This window comes from Sphingobacterium haloxyli (assembly GCF_002980525.1).
Taxonomy (GTDB): domain Bacteria; phylum Bacteroidota; class Bacteroidia; order Sphingobacteriales; family Sphingobacteriaceae; genus Sphingobacterium; species Sphingobacterium haloxyli.
In genome coordinates this window covers 477,600-495,109 of the sequence record NZ_PVBQ01000001.1, presented here as the reverse complement: position 1 = coordinate 495,109, position 17,510 = coordinate 477,600, and the positions used below count along the sequence as shown (strand labels likewise).

The following is a 17,510-nucleotide window of genomic DNA, read 5'->3' as shown; positions in this document are numbered from 1 at the left end:
TGCGACTATTAAGGTACGAAATTTTAAATAACTTTTACCATCCGATGTTATCGGATTAAATTATTATTTTCACGAAGTATAGTACAGAAACAGTGAGACATGAAAAAAGCAAGATTACTCTTATTTTCTTTTATTTTGCCGGCGGCGGCGTGTATGCCAGAGCCAGCTGAACCGGAACCTTATGGGGCTTTACCGACAGAACGCCAATTGCGTTGGCACGAAATGGAGATGTATTCTTTAATTCATTATACGCCAACAACCTTTCAAAATAAGGAGTGGGGCTTCGGCGATGCCGACCCGCAGATTTTCAACCCACAGCATTTTGATGCGCAACAAATTGCAGCAGCAGCAGCTGCTGCAGGGTTCAAGGGTTTGATTTCTGTAGCAAAGCATCACGACGGTTTTTGCTTGTGGCCTACTGCAACAACAAATTACAGTATAGCTAGTTCCCCGTGGAAAGACGGGAAAGGGGATATGGTAAAAGAATTTATGCAAGCGTCCCATGACCACGGAATGAAATTTGGCGTATACCTGTCTGCTTGGGACAGAAATGATACGCGGTATGGCACGCCGGCGTATGCGGAAGCTTACCGCGCGCAACTGATGGAGTTAATGACCCAATATGGTGAATTATTTACTTCATGGCACGACGGAGCAAATGGTGGAGATGGATACTACGGTGGAAAGAAGGAGAAACGGATTATTGACCGTTCTACCTATTACGAATGGCATGAGAAAACATGGCCAATCGTGCGGGAAAAACAGCCAATGGCGATGATTTTTTCAGATGTTGGCCCAGATATGCGCTGGGTTGGCAATGAAAAAGGATTTGCAGCGGAAACAAGCTGGGCAACATACACGCCAAGAGGAGTAGACGGTCGTCCAGCTGTGCCGGGAGACGCAGATTATGCCGAATCTACTACGGGCACGCGGAACGGTGAACATTGGATTCCAGCGGAATGTGATGTGCCCCATCGTCCTGGTTGGTTCTACCATCCTGATCAAGACAGCGAAGTGAAGACCCCGGATCAATTATTTGAGATTTACCTCAAGTCGGTGGGACGTGGCGCAAACATGAACTTAGGGTTAGCGCCGATGCCGGCGGGCTATTTGCACGCCAACGATGTAAAATCTTTGCAGGCTTTCGGTCGAAAGATAGAAAAGACGTTTGTGCGGAACCTTGCCAAAGGAGCCGAAATCAATGCTTCCAACATACGTGGCAACTCGGATAAGTTTGGTCCAAAGTGGTTATTAGATGATGATCGCTATACTTATTATGCGCCCGATGATGGAATATTGGAACCGGAGCTAGAGATTACATTACCCTCGGAGCAAACGTTTGACGTCATTCGCCTACGTGAAAATATTAAGCTGGGACAGCGATTGGACAGTGTAACAATAGCTATCTTTCAAGACGGCGAATGGACGCGACTAGCACTGGCAACAAGTATTGGTGCGAATCGACTTATTCGACTAGAGAAACCTGTAATGGCCACGAAATTGAAAGTCAAATTGCACGCGCCGGTACCGCCGACGCTAAGTGACTTCGGCCTGTTTAAAGAATTTAAAGAACCGTTTTCTTTTGACGGGGATGTCAGCGGCGGACGAGCCAGACTCGCCGTCGATGATTTTACCATACAAACTGGTAATGGCTTGCCTAATGGTTTAGATAATAATCCGGGGACTTTCGAAACACTTTCCGAAATTCAAGGAGGAATTGTTTTTGAACTGACGAAACCGGTTTCAGCAATAGGCTATTTGCCACGTCAAGACGGACAGAAAGACGGTATCGTGTTGAAATATGAGATTGCGACAAGCGCAAATGGTAAAGAATGGAAAACGATTAAAACCGGAGAATTCTCCAATATTCAAGCAAATCCTATTGAGCAAACGATTACGTTGGTTGCGCCGATTCAAGATAGGTATATGCGTTTTGTCCCGATAGAGACAATTGGCAAAACATTCTCTGTAGCATCGTTTACGTTGTTTGGTGAATAGAGTATAAGATTAAAGGACGATGTCAGAAGCATAAGAAAATCAAGCGTTATTTGGTTTTCTTATGCTTGTTCTTTATATTTGGTTATCAATTGAATTATAACTTGATAACTGAACTATGATGAAAAGACCAATCCATTCGGTTTGGTATAGTTTTTCCATCTTGTTTATCATGCTTAACATGGCTTCCTGCAGAAAAAATGCAGTAGAACCCAATGATGGTAAAGAAAACTATACCATAGGCTTCAGATTCCAGGAATTTGAGGACCGTGTTTCCCCTTTGGGAACAAAAGCACAAACAGCAGACGATGTTATAAAACGCGCTACTGCTGGCAATTTTAACCAAAACACGCAGGAGAGCCATATTTATTATTGGTCTTTCAATGCGGAAACCCTGATGCCCGATATTTATCCAAGTACACATTGGAATATTACCTATAATCAGGGACTGATTCCCGACGAGTATGCCGCTGGTTGGAGTTACGAAAGCTATGTGGCTGGCAGAGCCTTGTCGTTGAAAGGCTTGAAGGAATTAATTTTCAAAATGCCACTGACGCAGGTGCTTGAGGTTCATGAATTAGCTTTTGATGTGAGTTCGTCCGGGACCGGACCAAAGGGTTTCTCGCTTTTATTTTCTCAAGATGGAGAAAGTTATGTCGTGCTTAAAGAGCATAATCAATTTGCCAATACAAATACGCCGCAAGCAAGAAATTCATTTACTTTTTCGTTGGAAGAACTAGCACTGGACCTTTCGAAAGATTTATATATCAAATTGGTTCCGGAAGCTGGCAACCGCGGAAGTGCAGGTGACTATAACGAGGTTACCGGTATTGTACGAATCGATAATTTCCGGTTGTCTGGAATCGCCGAGGAGCTGGCTGATGCTAGCGTACGCCGCGTACACTACCATATTTTTGATGCGGCAACCAAAAATTTAGTTCTCTCTGGAGCTGATCACTTCCGAGAAGGGGAATTGTCCGACTTTCAACTCACACTCCCTTCGGGAGATTACATTGCTTCCTTCGTAACGAATGTGTCTAATGCAGCGTTAACTATTCCCGAAACCGGAAATGCGGACGGGTATTTTATTGCCAATATGTTTGCTAATCATAAGGCGAAGATTTTTGGTGTTGTGGATACTTTTTCTGTCGATGGAGATATGCATAAGGAGATAGAGCTGAGCCGTTATTATAGTGAGATTAGGTTTGCGTTTACTGATACGAAAGATCTGTCACATGTAGGCAAGCTTGTCATCAAGCAAGGGCATGTGCCAAAGTTTTATGCGCCTTTTCGTCCGGCAATGGACAGTCCTGTACAAGATGTGTCGGAAATTGTTATCCTTCCCGAATTCAGTGACAATAAGGAGCTGTTTTTTAATCAGTTTATTGGAAACACGGTAGTTCCCACGCGGTTGAGCTACGTTGTGGAGGCTTATGATATAGCAGATAAATTGATAACCACGTTCGAAGTTGAGAGCGAAGTCCGTAACAATATGCAGCTACTGTTTCGTGGTAGTTTGTTGGGTACACCTAACGGCGGATTTGTTGTTCGCCTAAATGAAAATTGGAGTGGCGAAAAACAAGTTGGCTTCAATTAAATAGATAATTTTCGTAAAGACAAGTTATAATTTGATTTTGATTAGGGACGCGATTACCGTCTGTGAGCCAGCTTAGTGCTCCCTCGGTTCATCGCGTCTCCTTTTTACAATACGTTTACGGGATTACCCTGCGAGAAAGCTTTTATGTTTTCTACAACGGTGTCCATCAAACGAAGCCTTGCTTCTCTGGTTGCCCAACCTATATGCGGCGTAATAATACAGTTCTTCGCTTTTAAAAGTGGATTATCACCTGATGGAGGTTCCGTTGCCAACACGTCTAATCCTGCACCGCTTATACGTTCGTTATTCAATGCATCGGTAAGATCTTGGGCATTGACCAATCCGCCTCTTGAGGTATTGATGAGCTTGGCGGAGGGTTTCATCAGCGACAACGACTCGATGTTGATGATGTTTTCGGTTTCTGGAGTCAGCGGACAGTGCAAGCTGATGACATCAGCCTGTGCGAAAAGTTCATCTCGATTAACCCACTGAAAATTTTTTCGATGTGATTGGTCAGTTCTTGTGCGGCTTGAGGCCAAGATAGGCATGCCGAATGCAAGACCTACATCGGCTACTTTTTGTCCGATACTTCCAAATCCTATGATACCGAGTGTCTTTCCTGATAATTCGGTTAGGGGGTAGTCCCAAAAACAGAAGTCTGGGTTTGAGGCCCATTTACCTCCCATTACGGCATCACTATGGCGTTGCGTACGGTAACACAATTCCAAAAGAAGGGAAAATGTCAATTGTACAACCGAAGCGGTGCTGTATCCTGGAACGTTAGTGACAGTGATGTTTCGTTCTTTGGCGCACTCTATATCGATAATATTATATCCAGTAGCAGTAACGCCGATATATTTTAGCTGCGGTAACGCACTAATTACCTCCGCGGACAACGGTACTTTATTGGTGAGAAGGATATCCGCACCCTTAGCACGCTCGACAATTTCGTGTTCTGAAGTGCGTTCATGAATGATAAGGTCGCCAAGTTCTCCTAGCGGTCCCCAAGTTAAATCACCGGGATTAAGCGTGTAACCATCTAAAACTACAATTTTCATTACGCCAATTGCTCCAATAGATTATTCCAACTAACGAGTCCACTTATAATATTGCGGAGATCAGCTGCCGAAACGCGTTCCTGCTCCATACTGTCACGGTGGCGGATCGTTACGGTATCATCCTCGAGTGTTTGGTAATCGACGGTGATGCAGAACGGCGTACCAATTGCATCTTGTCGACGATAACGTTTTCCGATGGCATCCTTTTCGTCGTATTGGATGTTAAAGTCCAGTTTCAGCTTAGTCATAAGCTCCCGCGCTTTATCAGGGAGTCCGTCTTTTTTAGTAAGGGGTAATACCGCAGCTTTTACTGGAGCAATAGCGGGATGAAATTTCAACACAACACGTGAATCCTTTTTATCCTCGGTTGACAAATCCTCTTCAACCAAAGAATTCGCTAGTACCGTTAAAAACAAGCGATCCAAACCGATCGAAGTTTCAACCACATACGGAACATAGTTTTGATTGATTTCCGGATCGAAATACTGCATCTTCTTTTTAGAGTACTCCTGGTGTTGTTTCAGATCAAAATCTGTACGCGAGTGTATTCCTTCCACTTCTTTGAATCCAAAGGGAAACTGATATTCGATATCGACGGCTGCGTTTGCATAGTGTGCAGGTTTAACATGATCGTGATAACGATATTTAGCTGGATTGGCTCCTAAAGCCAAGTGCCATTTCAATCGCGTTTTCTTCCACTTTTCGTACCATTCCATTTCTGTCCCTGGACGAACGAAAAATTGCAATTCCATTTGTTCGAACTCACGCATACGCATGATAAATTGCCTAGCGATAACCTCATTTCGGAATGCTTTACCGATTTGTGCGATTCCAAACGGAACCTTCATACGACCGGTTTTCTGTACATTTAGGAAGTTCACGAAGATACCTTGTGCGGTTTCGGGACGTAGGTATACTTTTTCTGCATCCTCTGCCATTGCACCCATTTGCGTAGCAAACATAAGGTTAAACTGGCGTACTTCTGTCCAGTTTTTTGTTCCCGAAATTGGGCAAACAATATTATGTTCCTCGATGAGGGCCTTCAATCGCACTAGATTGTCAGCGGTAATAGCATCATCGAGATCCTGCTGAAGCTGTGCTGCTTTGTCGGTTTTGCCGTCTTTTTCGTAACGATCTATTTTGTCTTCGATGAGTTGATCCGCACGATAACGTTTGTTGGAATCTTTATTGTCTATCATGGGATCGTTAAAACCATCCACGTGCCCAGATGCTTTCCAAGTTGTAGGGTGCATGAAAATCGCCGCGTCAATGCCGACAATGTTCTCATTTAGTTGCACCATGGATTTCCACCAATAGGTCTTTAGGTTGTTTTTTAACTCCGAACCCAACTGACCGTAATCGTACACAGCACTTAGGCCGTCGTAAATTTCACTTGATGGGAATACAAACCCGTATTCCTTCGCATGTGATATAATATTCTTGAAAAAGTCGTCTGTTTGCTTACTCATAATCGCAAATATAGATATTAGATGTTAGATATTAGACAATAGAGATTTAATCCTTCGTCACTAAATCTCGAATCTGCTGTGATGCATTTTTATTATCTACTTTCTTAACAATATGTTGGATGATACCTTGCTCGTCAATCACAAAAGTAATACGCGCTGTTCCCATATATTTTCGCCCATACATGTTTTTCTCTACCCATACACCATAATCATTTACTATTTTCTGATTTTCGTCCGCTAATAAATTGAAAGGCAGGTCAAACTTGCTGATAAATTTTTGATGCGACTGTTCGCTATCGATGCTCACGCCCAGCACTTCAAACCCCTCTTGTACTAATGTTTGATAATTATCTCGGAAATTGCACGCCTCAGTGGTGCATCCCGGCGTATTGTCTTTTGGATAGAAATAAAGGATAACCTTTTTGCCCTTGAAATCGGATAACTTGATGAGTTCTCCAGCTTGGTTCTTTGCGATGATTTCCGGCGCTTTATCGCCGATTTGTAATGTTGTCATGTTATTTATCTAATAAATTTCACTTCGTATACCTGTTCGTTGTCTTTCCAGTCTGTCACAATCAATTTAAAGGTATGTTGCCCTTTGGTAAGGGAAGAATCAAAGGTATGCCATAAATGCCTATTTTTGGGATCGTACTCCATTAGTACCCATCGATCATCTATATAGCCATTAAAAGACTGAATGCCGGAAAAGTTATCTCGAACGGTAAAATCTATTTTTGTCTGTGCACTTACATTTTTTCCACTGCTCAAGTTACGAGGTGTGATTGTAGGCGCCACTGTGTCTACAGCTACGTAGAAACTCCCAAGATTGCGTGTGTTTACGGTTACCCAGCCATCTTCAAACTTGCCGCCTTCCGAACCATTTTCTACAGAAGCCAGAAGTGCCTTGCTCTCCAGACGAGGAGGGAGATTGGTCGGCTTAATGCGCAGGTTATACGTAGTGAATAAGGGTGTCAAGTTATTGTGTACGAGGTGGATCAAAGAGTATCCGCCAGCGGGTTTAGGAGCGGTACTGTATACGAAGTCTAAATCTCCATATAGAACACCTTTCGGCATATTTATCTGAATATTTTCATTCTCAAACGTATTCTCTGTGTTGTATTTGAATAACTGAACACCATGACGTTTTCCGTGAACGGTCTGTGCAGCTGCGCCATTTTGTATTTTAAAATTCAATTCACTGCAATTCCCTGCAATGTCTTTAACTACATATTTTGCATCGTAAATTTTATCGTCTGGCAGGGAGACAATACCTTCATTTTCCAAAATCTTGAATATTTCAATAGGATTGCCCGGGTCTTTGAAACTTTTTTGAATTTTTGCTTTTGTTTTACGCCAATATGGATAATCAATATAGGAATGTATCCCTCGAGAGGTGTTGAAGTCAAGTTCCTCAAATACGACAGTGGAAATCGATTTCCCGTCGATAAAGAGTTCGACAGAATAAACACCGTTTCGGAACCCGCCGGCTCGGTGTCGATCAATCGTGTTGATTCCCAAGCCGAATCTTCCGTTTACTTTAATAGGTGTGTTTGGTGCTAATGTATACAAGCCATTTCGGGTTGCTTTTACTTGCATAGCCCGGCGCGGGGTATGTTCGTTAAACAAATCATCGTTCAAATCGTAAACCATGATATTGTTGATTGTAGGAAGGAACCTGTCGTTGAAACGTAACCCGAATAGCTGTGGGTTGAGCGGACGTTGCGTTTTGGTGTCGCGAATTTCAAAATGGAGGTGAGGCCCGCCCGAAGCTCCTGTATTGCCAGCGTTACCTATATATTGCCCTTTTTTGAGCGATACCACGCCGGGGTCTACAGGGATATCTACATCGAATCGTTGCTGCTTATGTTGCTCGGCTCGGACGATATTGGTCAGTGCATCGTTGAATTTGTCCATGTGCAAATACACTGTGGTATATCCATTCGGGTGGTCAATGTAAACGGAGTTTCCACCGCCGCCGATCTGTACACGTACACGGGATACATAACCCTCTGCCGCCGCATGTAAGGGCAAACCAATACGTTGCTGTGTGCGATAATCGTCGCCAGCATGAAAATGTGTGGAGCGCAGCTCACCGAAAGTGCCGGACGCGTCCATGGCTACATTAAGTGGATTACGAAAATACCCCTGTGGATATTCGCGCGAGGTTATGATGTCTTTATGTTGTCCCTGCACCTGTATGCTGCTTAGGGCTAGGCCTAGACAGGCATATAGTAATCTGTGTTTTTTCATAGCATGTTTTTAACGGCAAGTTATCCTATAAGGATGGTTACTTTACCTGGCAACTGAATACGGAATTATCCTGTATAAATCCCTCAAATTTATCCCCTACGGCAATAGGGCCAACGCCCACAGGTGTGCCCGTATAGATAAGATCTCCTTTACGTAATGTAATATATTTTGAGATGAATACGATCAAATTACCGATATCGAAAATCATATCTTTTGTATTTCCTGATTGAACCGTTTCACCGTTCTTCTTTAAAGAAAAAGCGATGTTTTTAAGGTCAGGGAAGTCTTCTTTTGGAAAAAGTGGGCTGATAACAGCAGAGTAGTCAAATGATTTTGCCAACTCCCATGGCAGACCTTTTTCTTTATGGATGGATTGGATATCACGTGCAGTGAAATCAATGCCTAAACCTACTGCATCAACGTATTTATGCGCAAACTTCGGTGATACATGCTTTCCCTCGTTACAGATACGGAATACTACTTCGACTTCATAGTGCACGTCGTTGGAGAACTCCGGATAATAGAAGTCTTTATTGTCCTTTAATAATGCTGTATCCGGTTTCATAAAGATAACCGGGTTGTCGGGAACGGGATTATTTAACTCTTTAGCGTGATCGATATAATTTCTGCCTATCGCGATAATCTTCATATATGTTGCTATTGTGTTGGTAGCAAACCTAAATAAATTCTATTTTATATGCAATATAATTGCGTGAGCATATGAAATGAATTTATTTCGCTCTCCTCTGCCATTGAAGAATAATTTTATAGAGGAAATATAAGGAAATTGTTATAGGTGACAAGCTAACTTGGGAGCTACCTACCAGTATATTGGTTCTCTGTTACTAACGGGCGTAGCGGCGATTGATGATAAAAAAATAAGCCTTTTCAATATTGAAAAAGGCTTATTTAAATAGATACGGTTTGTTAATTTTTATACTTCTATACTTCCAGCGAGACGTCCATTTTGAAATCATCATCTTTTAAATGAACAATCTCCATGGCTTTCTCGTAGTTGGTAGATTTTTTCGAAAAGAAATCATGCTGCGTGGTTTCTGTATTTAACCCATTCAATACAATGGGATTCACCTGCTTAACTTCAAAAATAGGGTCGAAGCCCAAGTTCATTAACGCTTTGTTTCCATTGTAACGTACATACTCCTTCACTTCTGCCGTTAAGCCCACGACGGTGTACAATTCTTCGGTATACTTAATCTCGTTTTCATACAGGTCATTCAACAGATTCAAGAAACGTGCTTTCACCTCTTCCTTGTTCGGAAGCTTGGCGAATACCTCTTGTGCCATCAAACCAACAAATACGCCGTGAATGGACTCATCTGCAATGATCTTTTTGATTATATCTGCGGAAGCTACCATTTGGCCTTGGCCACATAGCCAAAGCGGTAAGAAGAAGCCCGAATAGAATAAGAAAGATTCTAATAGCACCGATGCGCCAAGCGCCATGAAGAGTTCCTCATCAGAAATTTTTTCCTTGTCGATGGCACGATAATACTTATCGATAGTTGCGGCTTTGTATTGTAGGAACTTGTTTTCTTTTACCCAGCCGAATACATCATTAATTTCGTTTGTCGTGGATACCGTCGTGAAAATAGTGGAATATGATTTTGCATGTATGGCTTCCATCATACACATATAGGACAACACCGCTTTATTCTGCAAAGAATCGATATGGTCGATGATTTTGGGCATACCTGTATGGCTTTGGAGCGTATCTAATAGGGTTAGCCCACCAAGCGCCTTCTTATAGCACTCTTTCATGTCCCAACTCAATCCTTTCCAGCTGTCGATGTCTTTGGAAGGGATATATTCCGTATCAATCCAGAATTGTTTGATATTTTGTTCCCAGAACATCAACACATAATCGTTTTCAGGGGTGTTCCAGTTTACCGCTTTATATTGTTTCATCGTTAAATCTTCAGTGGACCGTTGTCAGTGCTCAGTCCTTGTTCTTTATTCCTTTTGTCTTTACTTCTCGATCCTTGCCTAGTCACTAATTACGCAGAGCAGGAAATACACTCTTCTACAGTTGATTTACGTGTACGTGTATAGTACAGCGATTTCAAACCAAGTTTATGTGCATAGATGTAGTATTTCGCTAGATCTCTTGTCGAATCTTTCGAGTTGGTGTGAAGGATGGTGGATACTCCTTGGTCAATATGACGCTGGATGACCGAAATTAATTTCAACACCTTGAATTGATCCATGTCGTATGCCGACTTGAAGTAGAAATAATTGTCATTTGTTAAATAAGGCATCGGATAATAGGTCGTACTGTCGCCATACTCCCGTACCTCAATAATATCCACTACCGGCATAACTGAAGCAGTCGCGTTCATGATATAGGAAGTAGATTGGTTTGGTGCGATAGCTAGACGATACGCGTGATAGATACCATGCTCTTGTATTTGTCCTTTTAAGTTTTCCCAATCTTGTCTTGTTGGTACATGAACACCTTCAAACAACTCTTTGACCTTGTCGGTGGTCGGCGCGTAGTCTTGCGATGTATATTTGTCGAAATAAGTGCCATCTGCGTAAGCTGATTTCTCGAAGCCTACGAATGTTTTACCACGTTCTTTGGCAATTTCCATAGAAGCTTCCAAAGAATAGTAGTTCATCATCATGAAGAATGTGTTGGCAAAGTCTAGCGCTTCCGTTGACTCATACATTATGAAGCTCTTCGCCAAAAAGCCATGTAGGTTCATAGCTCCTAGTCCGACCGAGTGTAGTTCCCTATTGGCCTTAGCGATGGAAGGAACCATTTCGATGTCTGTCACATCTGTTACTACCGTTAGGGCACGTGTTGCCGTTTTCACCGCTTCTTTAATGCGTTTGTTGTCCATTACGGTAGCGATGTTGAGTGACCCGAGGTTACAAGATATACCGTAGCGGATGGTGTCTTCCCTGCCATAAATCTCAATATCCGAAACTTCGGAAACCTGCATAATCTCGGTACATAGGTTAGAGAATTTCACTTGGCCAATTCCGTTTAGGGCATGTACTCTATTGGTATTCTCCTTGAAGAAAATGTACGGGTAACCGGATTCCTTTTGAATTTGAGCAATACGTACCAGTAAGTGGCGCGCATTAACTTTTTTCTTTTTGACGTTTGGATTGGTAATTAATTCATCATACATCTTATCCATATCCATATCGTCTAGGTATTTGCCGTATTCCTGCATTACGGTATGCGGATAAATGAGGTAGCATGGTTCGTCTTTTTCGGCCATCTCCATAAATTTATCTGGAACGATGATGCCTATAGAAAGCGATTTTATACGTACCTTCTCGTCGACATTGATTTTTTTACAATCCAGAAATTCTTCGATGTCGGCGTGAAAGATATTGAGGTAGACGGCCCCTGCACCCGGGCGTTGCCCCAGTTGATTGGCATAGGAGAACGTATCTTCCATGATTTTCATAATAGGAAGAACACCCCCGGCACGGCCATCCACACCTTTGATAGCTTCTCCGCGGGCCCGGATTTTGGAAATGTTAAAGGAAACACCACCACCGATAGAAGATAGCTTCATGGCGGAGTCGACCGCATAGCCGATACCGTTTAGGTTGTCACCAATCTCATCTAAGAAACAAGATACCAATTCGCCAGAACGTTTTTTCCCAGCGTTCAAGAATGTCGGGGTAGCAGGTTGATATTCTTGATTGATCATGATCTCGGCATACTCGATAGCTTTTTGTACACCTTCTTCCCGAGCAAGGAAAAGTGCCACGGCAACCACGCGGTCTTCATAGCGCTCTAAGAATTTTTCGCCTGTGTCGTCACGTAATGCGTAGCTCTGGAAGAACTTAAACGCTGCCATGAACGATTGGAAGCGGAATTTCTTCGCATGTACATAGTTGTACACTTGTTCCATTTCTTCGAAGGTGAACCACTCGTAGAAATTGATATAATAGTTGTGCTCAATTAGGTAATCAATCTTTTCTTTTAACGTGTAAAAGAAAACCGTATTCTTGTTTACATGTTCCAAGAAATAGGCACGTACAGCTTCTTTGTCTTTATGCAAGCTGTACTCCTCATCATGCTTAATCATGATTTCGTTATTAAGCAATATCCAATTTTTTGCTACCTCGTTTGCTATCATTGTATTGGTGTTTTATAATTTCAATAAATTGATTGATATCTTCCATGGTGCCAGAAAGTTCGAATTTCATGGCGAGTGGAATATCGTAATCTTCGGATACCTTGTCGGCTGCTAACCCAAAGTTTCTTCCCCAGTTTCTGTTACCGCTTGAGGTCACGGAATAGATTTTTTCCGCATGGTTATCCATAAACATCTTCGTTTTTTCCGGCATAGATCCTAACTTGGTCGTATAAGTAACCAAGTGCCCAGATTCTTGGATTTCCAAGCTTTCTTCAATCTTATGCGCTTGCCATCCGGTTATTTGGATAACTTTGTTAATAAAGCGCTGGACATTTCCAGTTTTTGAATCGTAATATAGATGGACCATATCTCGCTCCGTTAGGGTAAAACAATTAAAGGGCTATAGACGCCAACTCTTCGGGTTTGAAACCGATGATGCGCTGTTGTACTTCTTCGTTGTCGAGGACCAGAACCGTAGGAACCGTTCTGATTTTAAACTTAGCAGCTAGATCAGGTTGGTCGAACGGGTTAATGGTTTCGTATGGGATCCCTCTGTTGTCTAAGAAGGCGGACACTTGTGCGCATGGCGCACAGTCATTTTTTTCGAACTTAATGATTCTTGCCATGTTGTTGTAAGTTTAAATTTGCGGAGATGATTGACATCTCCAAGAAGTTAAAAACACGAGACTTGAGGCAGGTCTGCATCTCAAGCAAAACAAATATCCAACATTTTAATTCTGAGCGGTAGTGATACTTTTCCACATGGCGAATAGATAGAACGAATAAACCGCGTTCCTAGCTTGTTTTTTTGTGTAAAATGCTGATTTGTAGTTGATGATTTAAATGTTGATAACTTTAAAATTGCTTTTATAGACAAAAATTTACAGCAGGATTCGCTGAAAATGATATCGCTCAAACAAGTAAAAAGCTGACGATATTTTGACTTATTTTTCATTGGCTCTGTGTCTGAATCAATTGGCTTTTTTATGCGCTAATAAAAGATGAAGAATGGGTGAATTTATATTTTTTGGAGGAACTTATGGATAGATCCGATAATTACTTTTTTCAAGAAAGATGCCGATATCGGGGAACGATACGGTGTGGATATTCCACACCGTATTTGGTTTGTCTATGCATTTCGCTTATATTGTACTGCCTTTCACGCAAACTGGCCTTTAATTATTATTACATATTTAGATGTGAAAAAGACATTACTAACCGTATTTTTTTTCTTATTTTCTGTAGCGAACATTTATAGTATGAGTGAGACTGACTCACTATTGGGTATCTTGGATAAGATGATCATTAATCGCAAGGAATACACCACAAAAAAAGAAGCGTATATTGAAAGTATCAAAAAGAAACTCCATAAAACAACTGCTTTAGAAGATCGGTTTCGTCTTAATGATGAAATTATATCGGAATACCAATCTTTTAAATGCGATTCTGCCTTAGCTTATGTGGAACGAAACATTGCGGTAGCACAGGCTTTGGAAAACGAGGAATATTTCCAGAATAGTAAATTAAAACAGGCATTCGTATTGTCCTTATCCGGTTTGTTTTCTCCCGCGCGAGAGGTTTTGGAATCTATGGATTACCAAAAGCTGCCATCCTATCTCAAGGTGTCGTATTGTTGGGGCTATATCCGCTATAACGAAAATCTGATAAAGTATATGGATAACCGGACCTATGAAAAATTATACCTTTCGGAGAATAGACGTTATCGGGATTCGCTGATGAATTTGTTAGACCAGGGTAGCGACATGTACCTAAAAGAGAAATCGTTTAAGTTGAAAGCAGAAGAAGCATACCAAGAGTCGTCAGAGATACAGTTGGAGCTGTTTGCAAAGGTAGCACCGCATACACATGGATACGCGATGTCTGCCATGGGCCTGGCCATGGTGTTCAAAGAACTGGGGAATGTAGCACTCGAAGAAAAATACCTGCTCCTGGCAGCGATAACCGATGTGCAATTGGCTGTGAAGGAAAACGAATCTTTATTGGCTTTAGCTATTTTTCAATATGAGAAAGGAGATGTGGATCGGGCGTTTAACTACGTACAGGCGTCTTTGGAAGATGCCAATTTTTATAATTCACGTTTTAGGAATGCCGTTATTGCCAAGGTCCATCCTATTATAGAAGCAACTTATTTGGCGAAAATTGAGCAACAAAAGAAAAATCTACGATTGTATGCACTAACAATCAGTGTTTTTGTTGTCGTTTTGATCGTGACACTTTATTTTTTATATAAACAGATGAGAATGGTGTCTAAAGCCAGAAAAAATCTGAAAACTATCAATAATCAGCTTGTATCTGTCAATCAAAAATTGGATGAGGCTAATCTTATACGTGAGCGCTATATCGGATATTATATTAATCAGTGTGCTGTTTATTTAGATAAACTGGAAGAATATAGGAAATATGTTCATCGAAAGATAAAGGCGGGGCAAATCGAAGATCTACAAAAATTAAGTTCCTCCAATCTTGTTTTTGAACGGGATACCGAAGCATTATACCATGATTTTGATAAAACATTTTTTGAGGTTTATCCTTCCTTTGTAGAGGAATTTAATAGTCTCCTGAAAGAGGACGAGCGTTATGATCTAAAGAGGCATCAGCTGAATACAGAACTTCGTATTTTTGCACTTATACGTTTGGGGATAACAGACGTAAATCAAATCGCGACTTTTCTTCGCTATTCTATGCAAACTATTTATAACTATAAGAGTAAAGTGAAGGGGAAGGCACTTTTGGATAGTGATAGTTTTGAAGAAAAGGTTAAGAAAATAGGAGGTTTTACACAAGAATAAATTCTACCCGACTTACCAAACTAACCTTTTTTGTTTGTCGTAAATAGCTTTATTGTAGCGATTTATATATTTTTTTGTTTTTAAACATTTACCAATACGCCTACCTGCACATACAGGTAGGCGTATTGGTTTATAAATTTGTGAGAAGTAAAACGTGGATGCGCTATCATGTCATTTGAAGAGCATCAGCGGAACGCTTAACCATTTAAAATTATAAACGCACATATATATAAATCTGTTTTTTTATAGCATAGCATGATGAAGTGGATAAAATAATTTATACGGTGTGTAAGCTGATTAATCAATTTTAAATTATATGAAAAAACTACTAACTTTTACGCTTTTTGTCCTCTTCTTTGGGTGTGAAAAACAACACGATCTTCCCCCTAGCCCGGGACGGATGATTAAAGATTTTAAGTTGGAAACCGGCCAGTATGGTAATGCCACCATCTATCAGGACGGCGATACTTTTAAGATATTAGTAAGACTCGTTCAGGGAACCGATCTGACGAAGGTCGTGCCCATATTCACGTTATCGGATGGAGCGAATAGCCGTCCAGCCTCTGGCGAAGCCATCGATGTATCCACGGGGAATAAAGTTGCTTTTACCGTTACGGCCGCATCCGGGGAAGTCAGACAATGGGAGGTCGAATTTAGAGTGTATGACTCGCGGATTTCCGATTATGATACGTATAGCATATCAGTAAACGATGGCTCGACGGTTATGCAGGTACAGGGCGATCTGACTTTCAATGAAAAATATCTTGACAATACCCTAATCAACACCGCAACAGCAGAGGCAGCAGAAGGCGAAAACCTCAAAAGATGGCAAGAGTGGGCTATCATCTATCATTCTTCGGAAGGAGATACTAAATATTATCAGCTGCGGAATCTACATAGCGGCATGTTCCTGAACGGTGTTTCTGATGGTGAACAGCTGAAGCAGAACTGGGAATTGAAAAACGATGCGGACCTGCAGTTGTGGAAGATCGAGGAGTCGGTGGAGACCGGCAAATTCGAGCTGTCCAACAAAGCGAACGGATTGTATGTGACGTTGAGCGGGGATGGCGCTATTTTGGCAGAGACCAAACAAGGCAGCGAGACACAGCGCTGGGCGATCACCAAATTGCCCCGGGACAGTTATCGGGATGGCGATGTAACGAATTTCTTTCGCCGGACGACAGGCTCTGTGGCGTTTGATCAGGGCACGAGCATACCACTTTCGGATGGGCGTGTACTTTGGGTTACGCAAGATGCGTGGTACCACGGATCAATGGCTCCTAACGGAAATCTGTATGGGAACCACTTTATCTCTTATACCAATTCCATCATTATACAACCCTCCATGGACGATTGGGATCCAAACGCACCGATGATGACCAGACAAGGGGCGCACCACAATATTGGTAATATATGCCCCGTTCCATCGGGAGCTAGCCGGAATTGGGTTGGCCCCGGTGTCGAGCTGGGCGATTATGTATACATCCATGGTGGAGAAGGACATGGTCTTGATGACACGGATCAGGCGGTGTACAAACTGAAGAAAGAGTCTGGCAACGAGTGGAATCAAGTCGAAAGACTGGCGATCCCAAACATGACAGGTCAATTGGATATCCGGTATAAGGATGGTATGGTCAAATCCGATGACGGTTATGTCTACGTGTACGGAGAACGCACGGCACCAGAAACATTTGGGTTTAATACCCTGTTGTACGTAGCGCGGTTTTCGCACGATGAGCCGACTGAATGGTCTTTTTGGGACGGATCAACATGGGGGCATACGCCTTTAGTTGCCTCTTCCGCGGTAATTGCCGAAGGCAACGGAACCAATAACTTTGGTTATTTAAATGGTAAATTTCTTCACTTAACCATGGATCAAGGCTTCTATTGCGGCATTCCTTCCATCAATATGTATATCGCTACGTCCAGCAGCCCGACTGGACCGTTCACTTCAAGAAAGCTGGTGTATCACTTTACCGAATTTTATAAGGGGTATAATGCCCGTATATACACGCCAATTATCCATACGATAGCACAAAATGACAGGGATGAACTTCTGTTGACATACAGCATTAACTATGGTGCTTGTGACGAAAATAGTGAAAATGTGATCAAGGAAGACGACGGTAATTTTGATCCCTACTATTACCGGGTAAAAGGCGTACGTATTCCGTACGAAATGATCGGCTTAAATAATGGTAAATAATAAT

13 protein-coding genes are annotated in these 17,510 nt (G+C 42.0%); 4 read left to right on the top strand and 9 right to left on the bottom strand.

Annotated elements, in window-relative coordinates; all coding sequences use genetic code 11:
• Window positions 1-99 precede the first annotated feature (99 nt).
• Together C5745_RS01675 and C5745_RS01670 are read left to right on the top strand one after the other, a co-directional pair.
• A complete protein-coding gene (locus C5745_RS01675; RefSeq protein WP_105715197.1) occupies window positions 100-1,998 on the top strand; it encodes an alpha-L-fucosidase in 1,899 nt (632 codons plus the stop codon).
• Window positions 1,999-2,113: 115 nt separating this feature from the next.
• Window positions 2,114-3,592, top strand: a complete 1,479-nt coding sequence (locus tag C5745_RS01670; protein WP_105715196.1) for a hypothetical protein — start codon at window positions 2,114-2,116, stop codon at window positions 3,590-3,592.
• Between the two features lie 104 nt (window positions 3,593-3,696).
• Here C5745_RS01670 and C5745_RS01665 read toward each other — a convergent pair whose 3' ends face one another.
• The 9 genes from C5745_RS01665 to C5745_RS01625 form a co-directional block, all read right to left on the bottom strand.
• On the bottom strand, window positions 3,697-4,650 hold the full coding sequence (locus C5745_RS01665; RefSeq protein ID WP_105715195.1) for a D-2-hydroxyacid dehydrogenase: 954 nt from the start codon (window positions 4,648-4,650) through the stop codon (window positions 3,697-3,699).
• Complete coding sequence (locus C5745_RS01660; protein ID WP_105715194.1) at window positions 4,650-6,119, bottom strand: glycine--tRNA ligase; 1,470 nt, start codon at window positions 6,117-6,119, stop codon at window positions 4,650-4,652. Before C5745_RS01660 ends, C5745_RS01665 begins: the two co-directional genes overlap by 1 nt.
• Before the next feature lie 46 nt (window positions 6,120-6,165).
• On the bottom strand, window positions 6,166-6,633 hold the full coding sequence (gene bcp / locus C5745_RS01655) for a thioredoxin-dependent thiol peroxidase (protein ID WP_105715193.1): 468 nt from the start codon (window positions 6,631-6,633) through the stop codon (window positions 6,166-6,168).
• Window positions 6,634-6,638: 5 nt separating this feature from the next.
• Window positions 6,639-8,369 carry a M23 family metallopeptidase gene (locus tag C5745_RS01650; RefSeq protein ID WP_105715192.1) on the bottom strand — a complete coding sequence of 577 codons (1,731 nt, stop codon included), beginning with the start codon at window positions 8,367-8,369 and terminating at the stop codon, window positions 6,639-6,641.
• A 37-nt stretch (window positions 8,370-8,406) separates the two neighbouring features.
• Window positions 8,407-9,018 (bottom strand): fumarylacetoacetate hydrolase family protein, encoded by a 612-nt coding sequence (locus C5745_RS01645; protein ID WP_105715191.1) that lies wholly within the window; start codon window positions 9,016-9,018, stop codon window positions 8,407-8,409.
• 293 nt (window positions 9,019-9,311) lie between these two features.
• Entirely contained in the window at window positions 9,312-10,295 is a 984-nt protein-coding gene (gene nrdF, locus C5745_RS01640; protein WP_105715190.1) for a class 1b ribonucleoside-diphosphate reductase subunit beta, read from the bottom strand.
• Between the two features lie 89 nt (window positions 10,296-10,384).
• Window positions 10,385-12,490 (bottom strand): class 1b ribonucleoside-diphosphate reductase subunit alpha, encoded by a 2,106-nt coding sequence (gene nrdE, locus C5745_RS01635; protein WP_105715189.1) that lies wholly within the window; start codon window positions 12,488-12,490, stop codon window positions 10,385-10,387.
• A complete protein-coding gene (gene nrdI, locus C5745_RS01630; RefSeq protein ID WP_105715188.1) occupies window positions 12,450-12,857 on the bottom strand; it encodes a class Ib ribonucleoside-diphosphate reductase assembly flavoprotein NrdI in 408 nt (135 codons plus the stop codon). Before nrdI ends, nrdE begins: the two co-directional genes overlap by 41 nt.
• A 25-nt stretch (window positions 12,858-12,882) precedes the next feature.
• The gene (locus C5745_RS01625) at window positions 12,883-13,116 is read right to left on the bottom strand and encodes a glutaredoxin family protein (RefSeq protein ID WP_105715187.1); all 234 of its coding nucleotides are present in this window, start codon (window positions 13,114-13,116) and stop codon (window positions 12,883-12,885) included.
• Window positions 13,117-13,749: 633 nt separating this feature from the next.
• On the opposite strand from C5745_RS01625, the gene C5745_RS01620 reads away from it, so the two are divergent.
• Together C5745_RS01620 and C5745_RS01615 are read left to right on the top strand one after the other, a co-directional pair.
• On the top strand, window positions 13,750-15,300 hold the full coding sequence (locus C5745_RS01620; protein WP_165792987.1) for a DUF6377 domain-containing protein: 1,551 nt from the start codon (window positions 13,750-13,752) through the stop codon (window positions 15,298-15,300).
• A gap of 316 nt (window positions 15,301-15,616) precedes the next feature.
• Window positions 15,617-17,506: an RICIN domain-containing protein gene (locus C5745_RS01615; protein WP_243403218.1), complete on the top strand. Its 1,890-nt coding sequence runs from the start codon at window positions 15,617-15,619 to the stop codon at window positions 17,504-17,506.
• The last annotated feature ends 4 nt before the right edge of the window (window positions 17,507-17,510 follow it).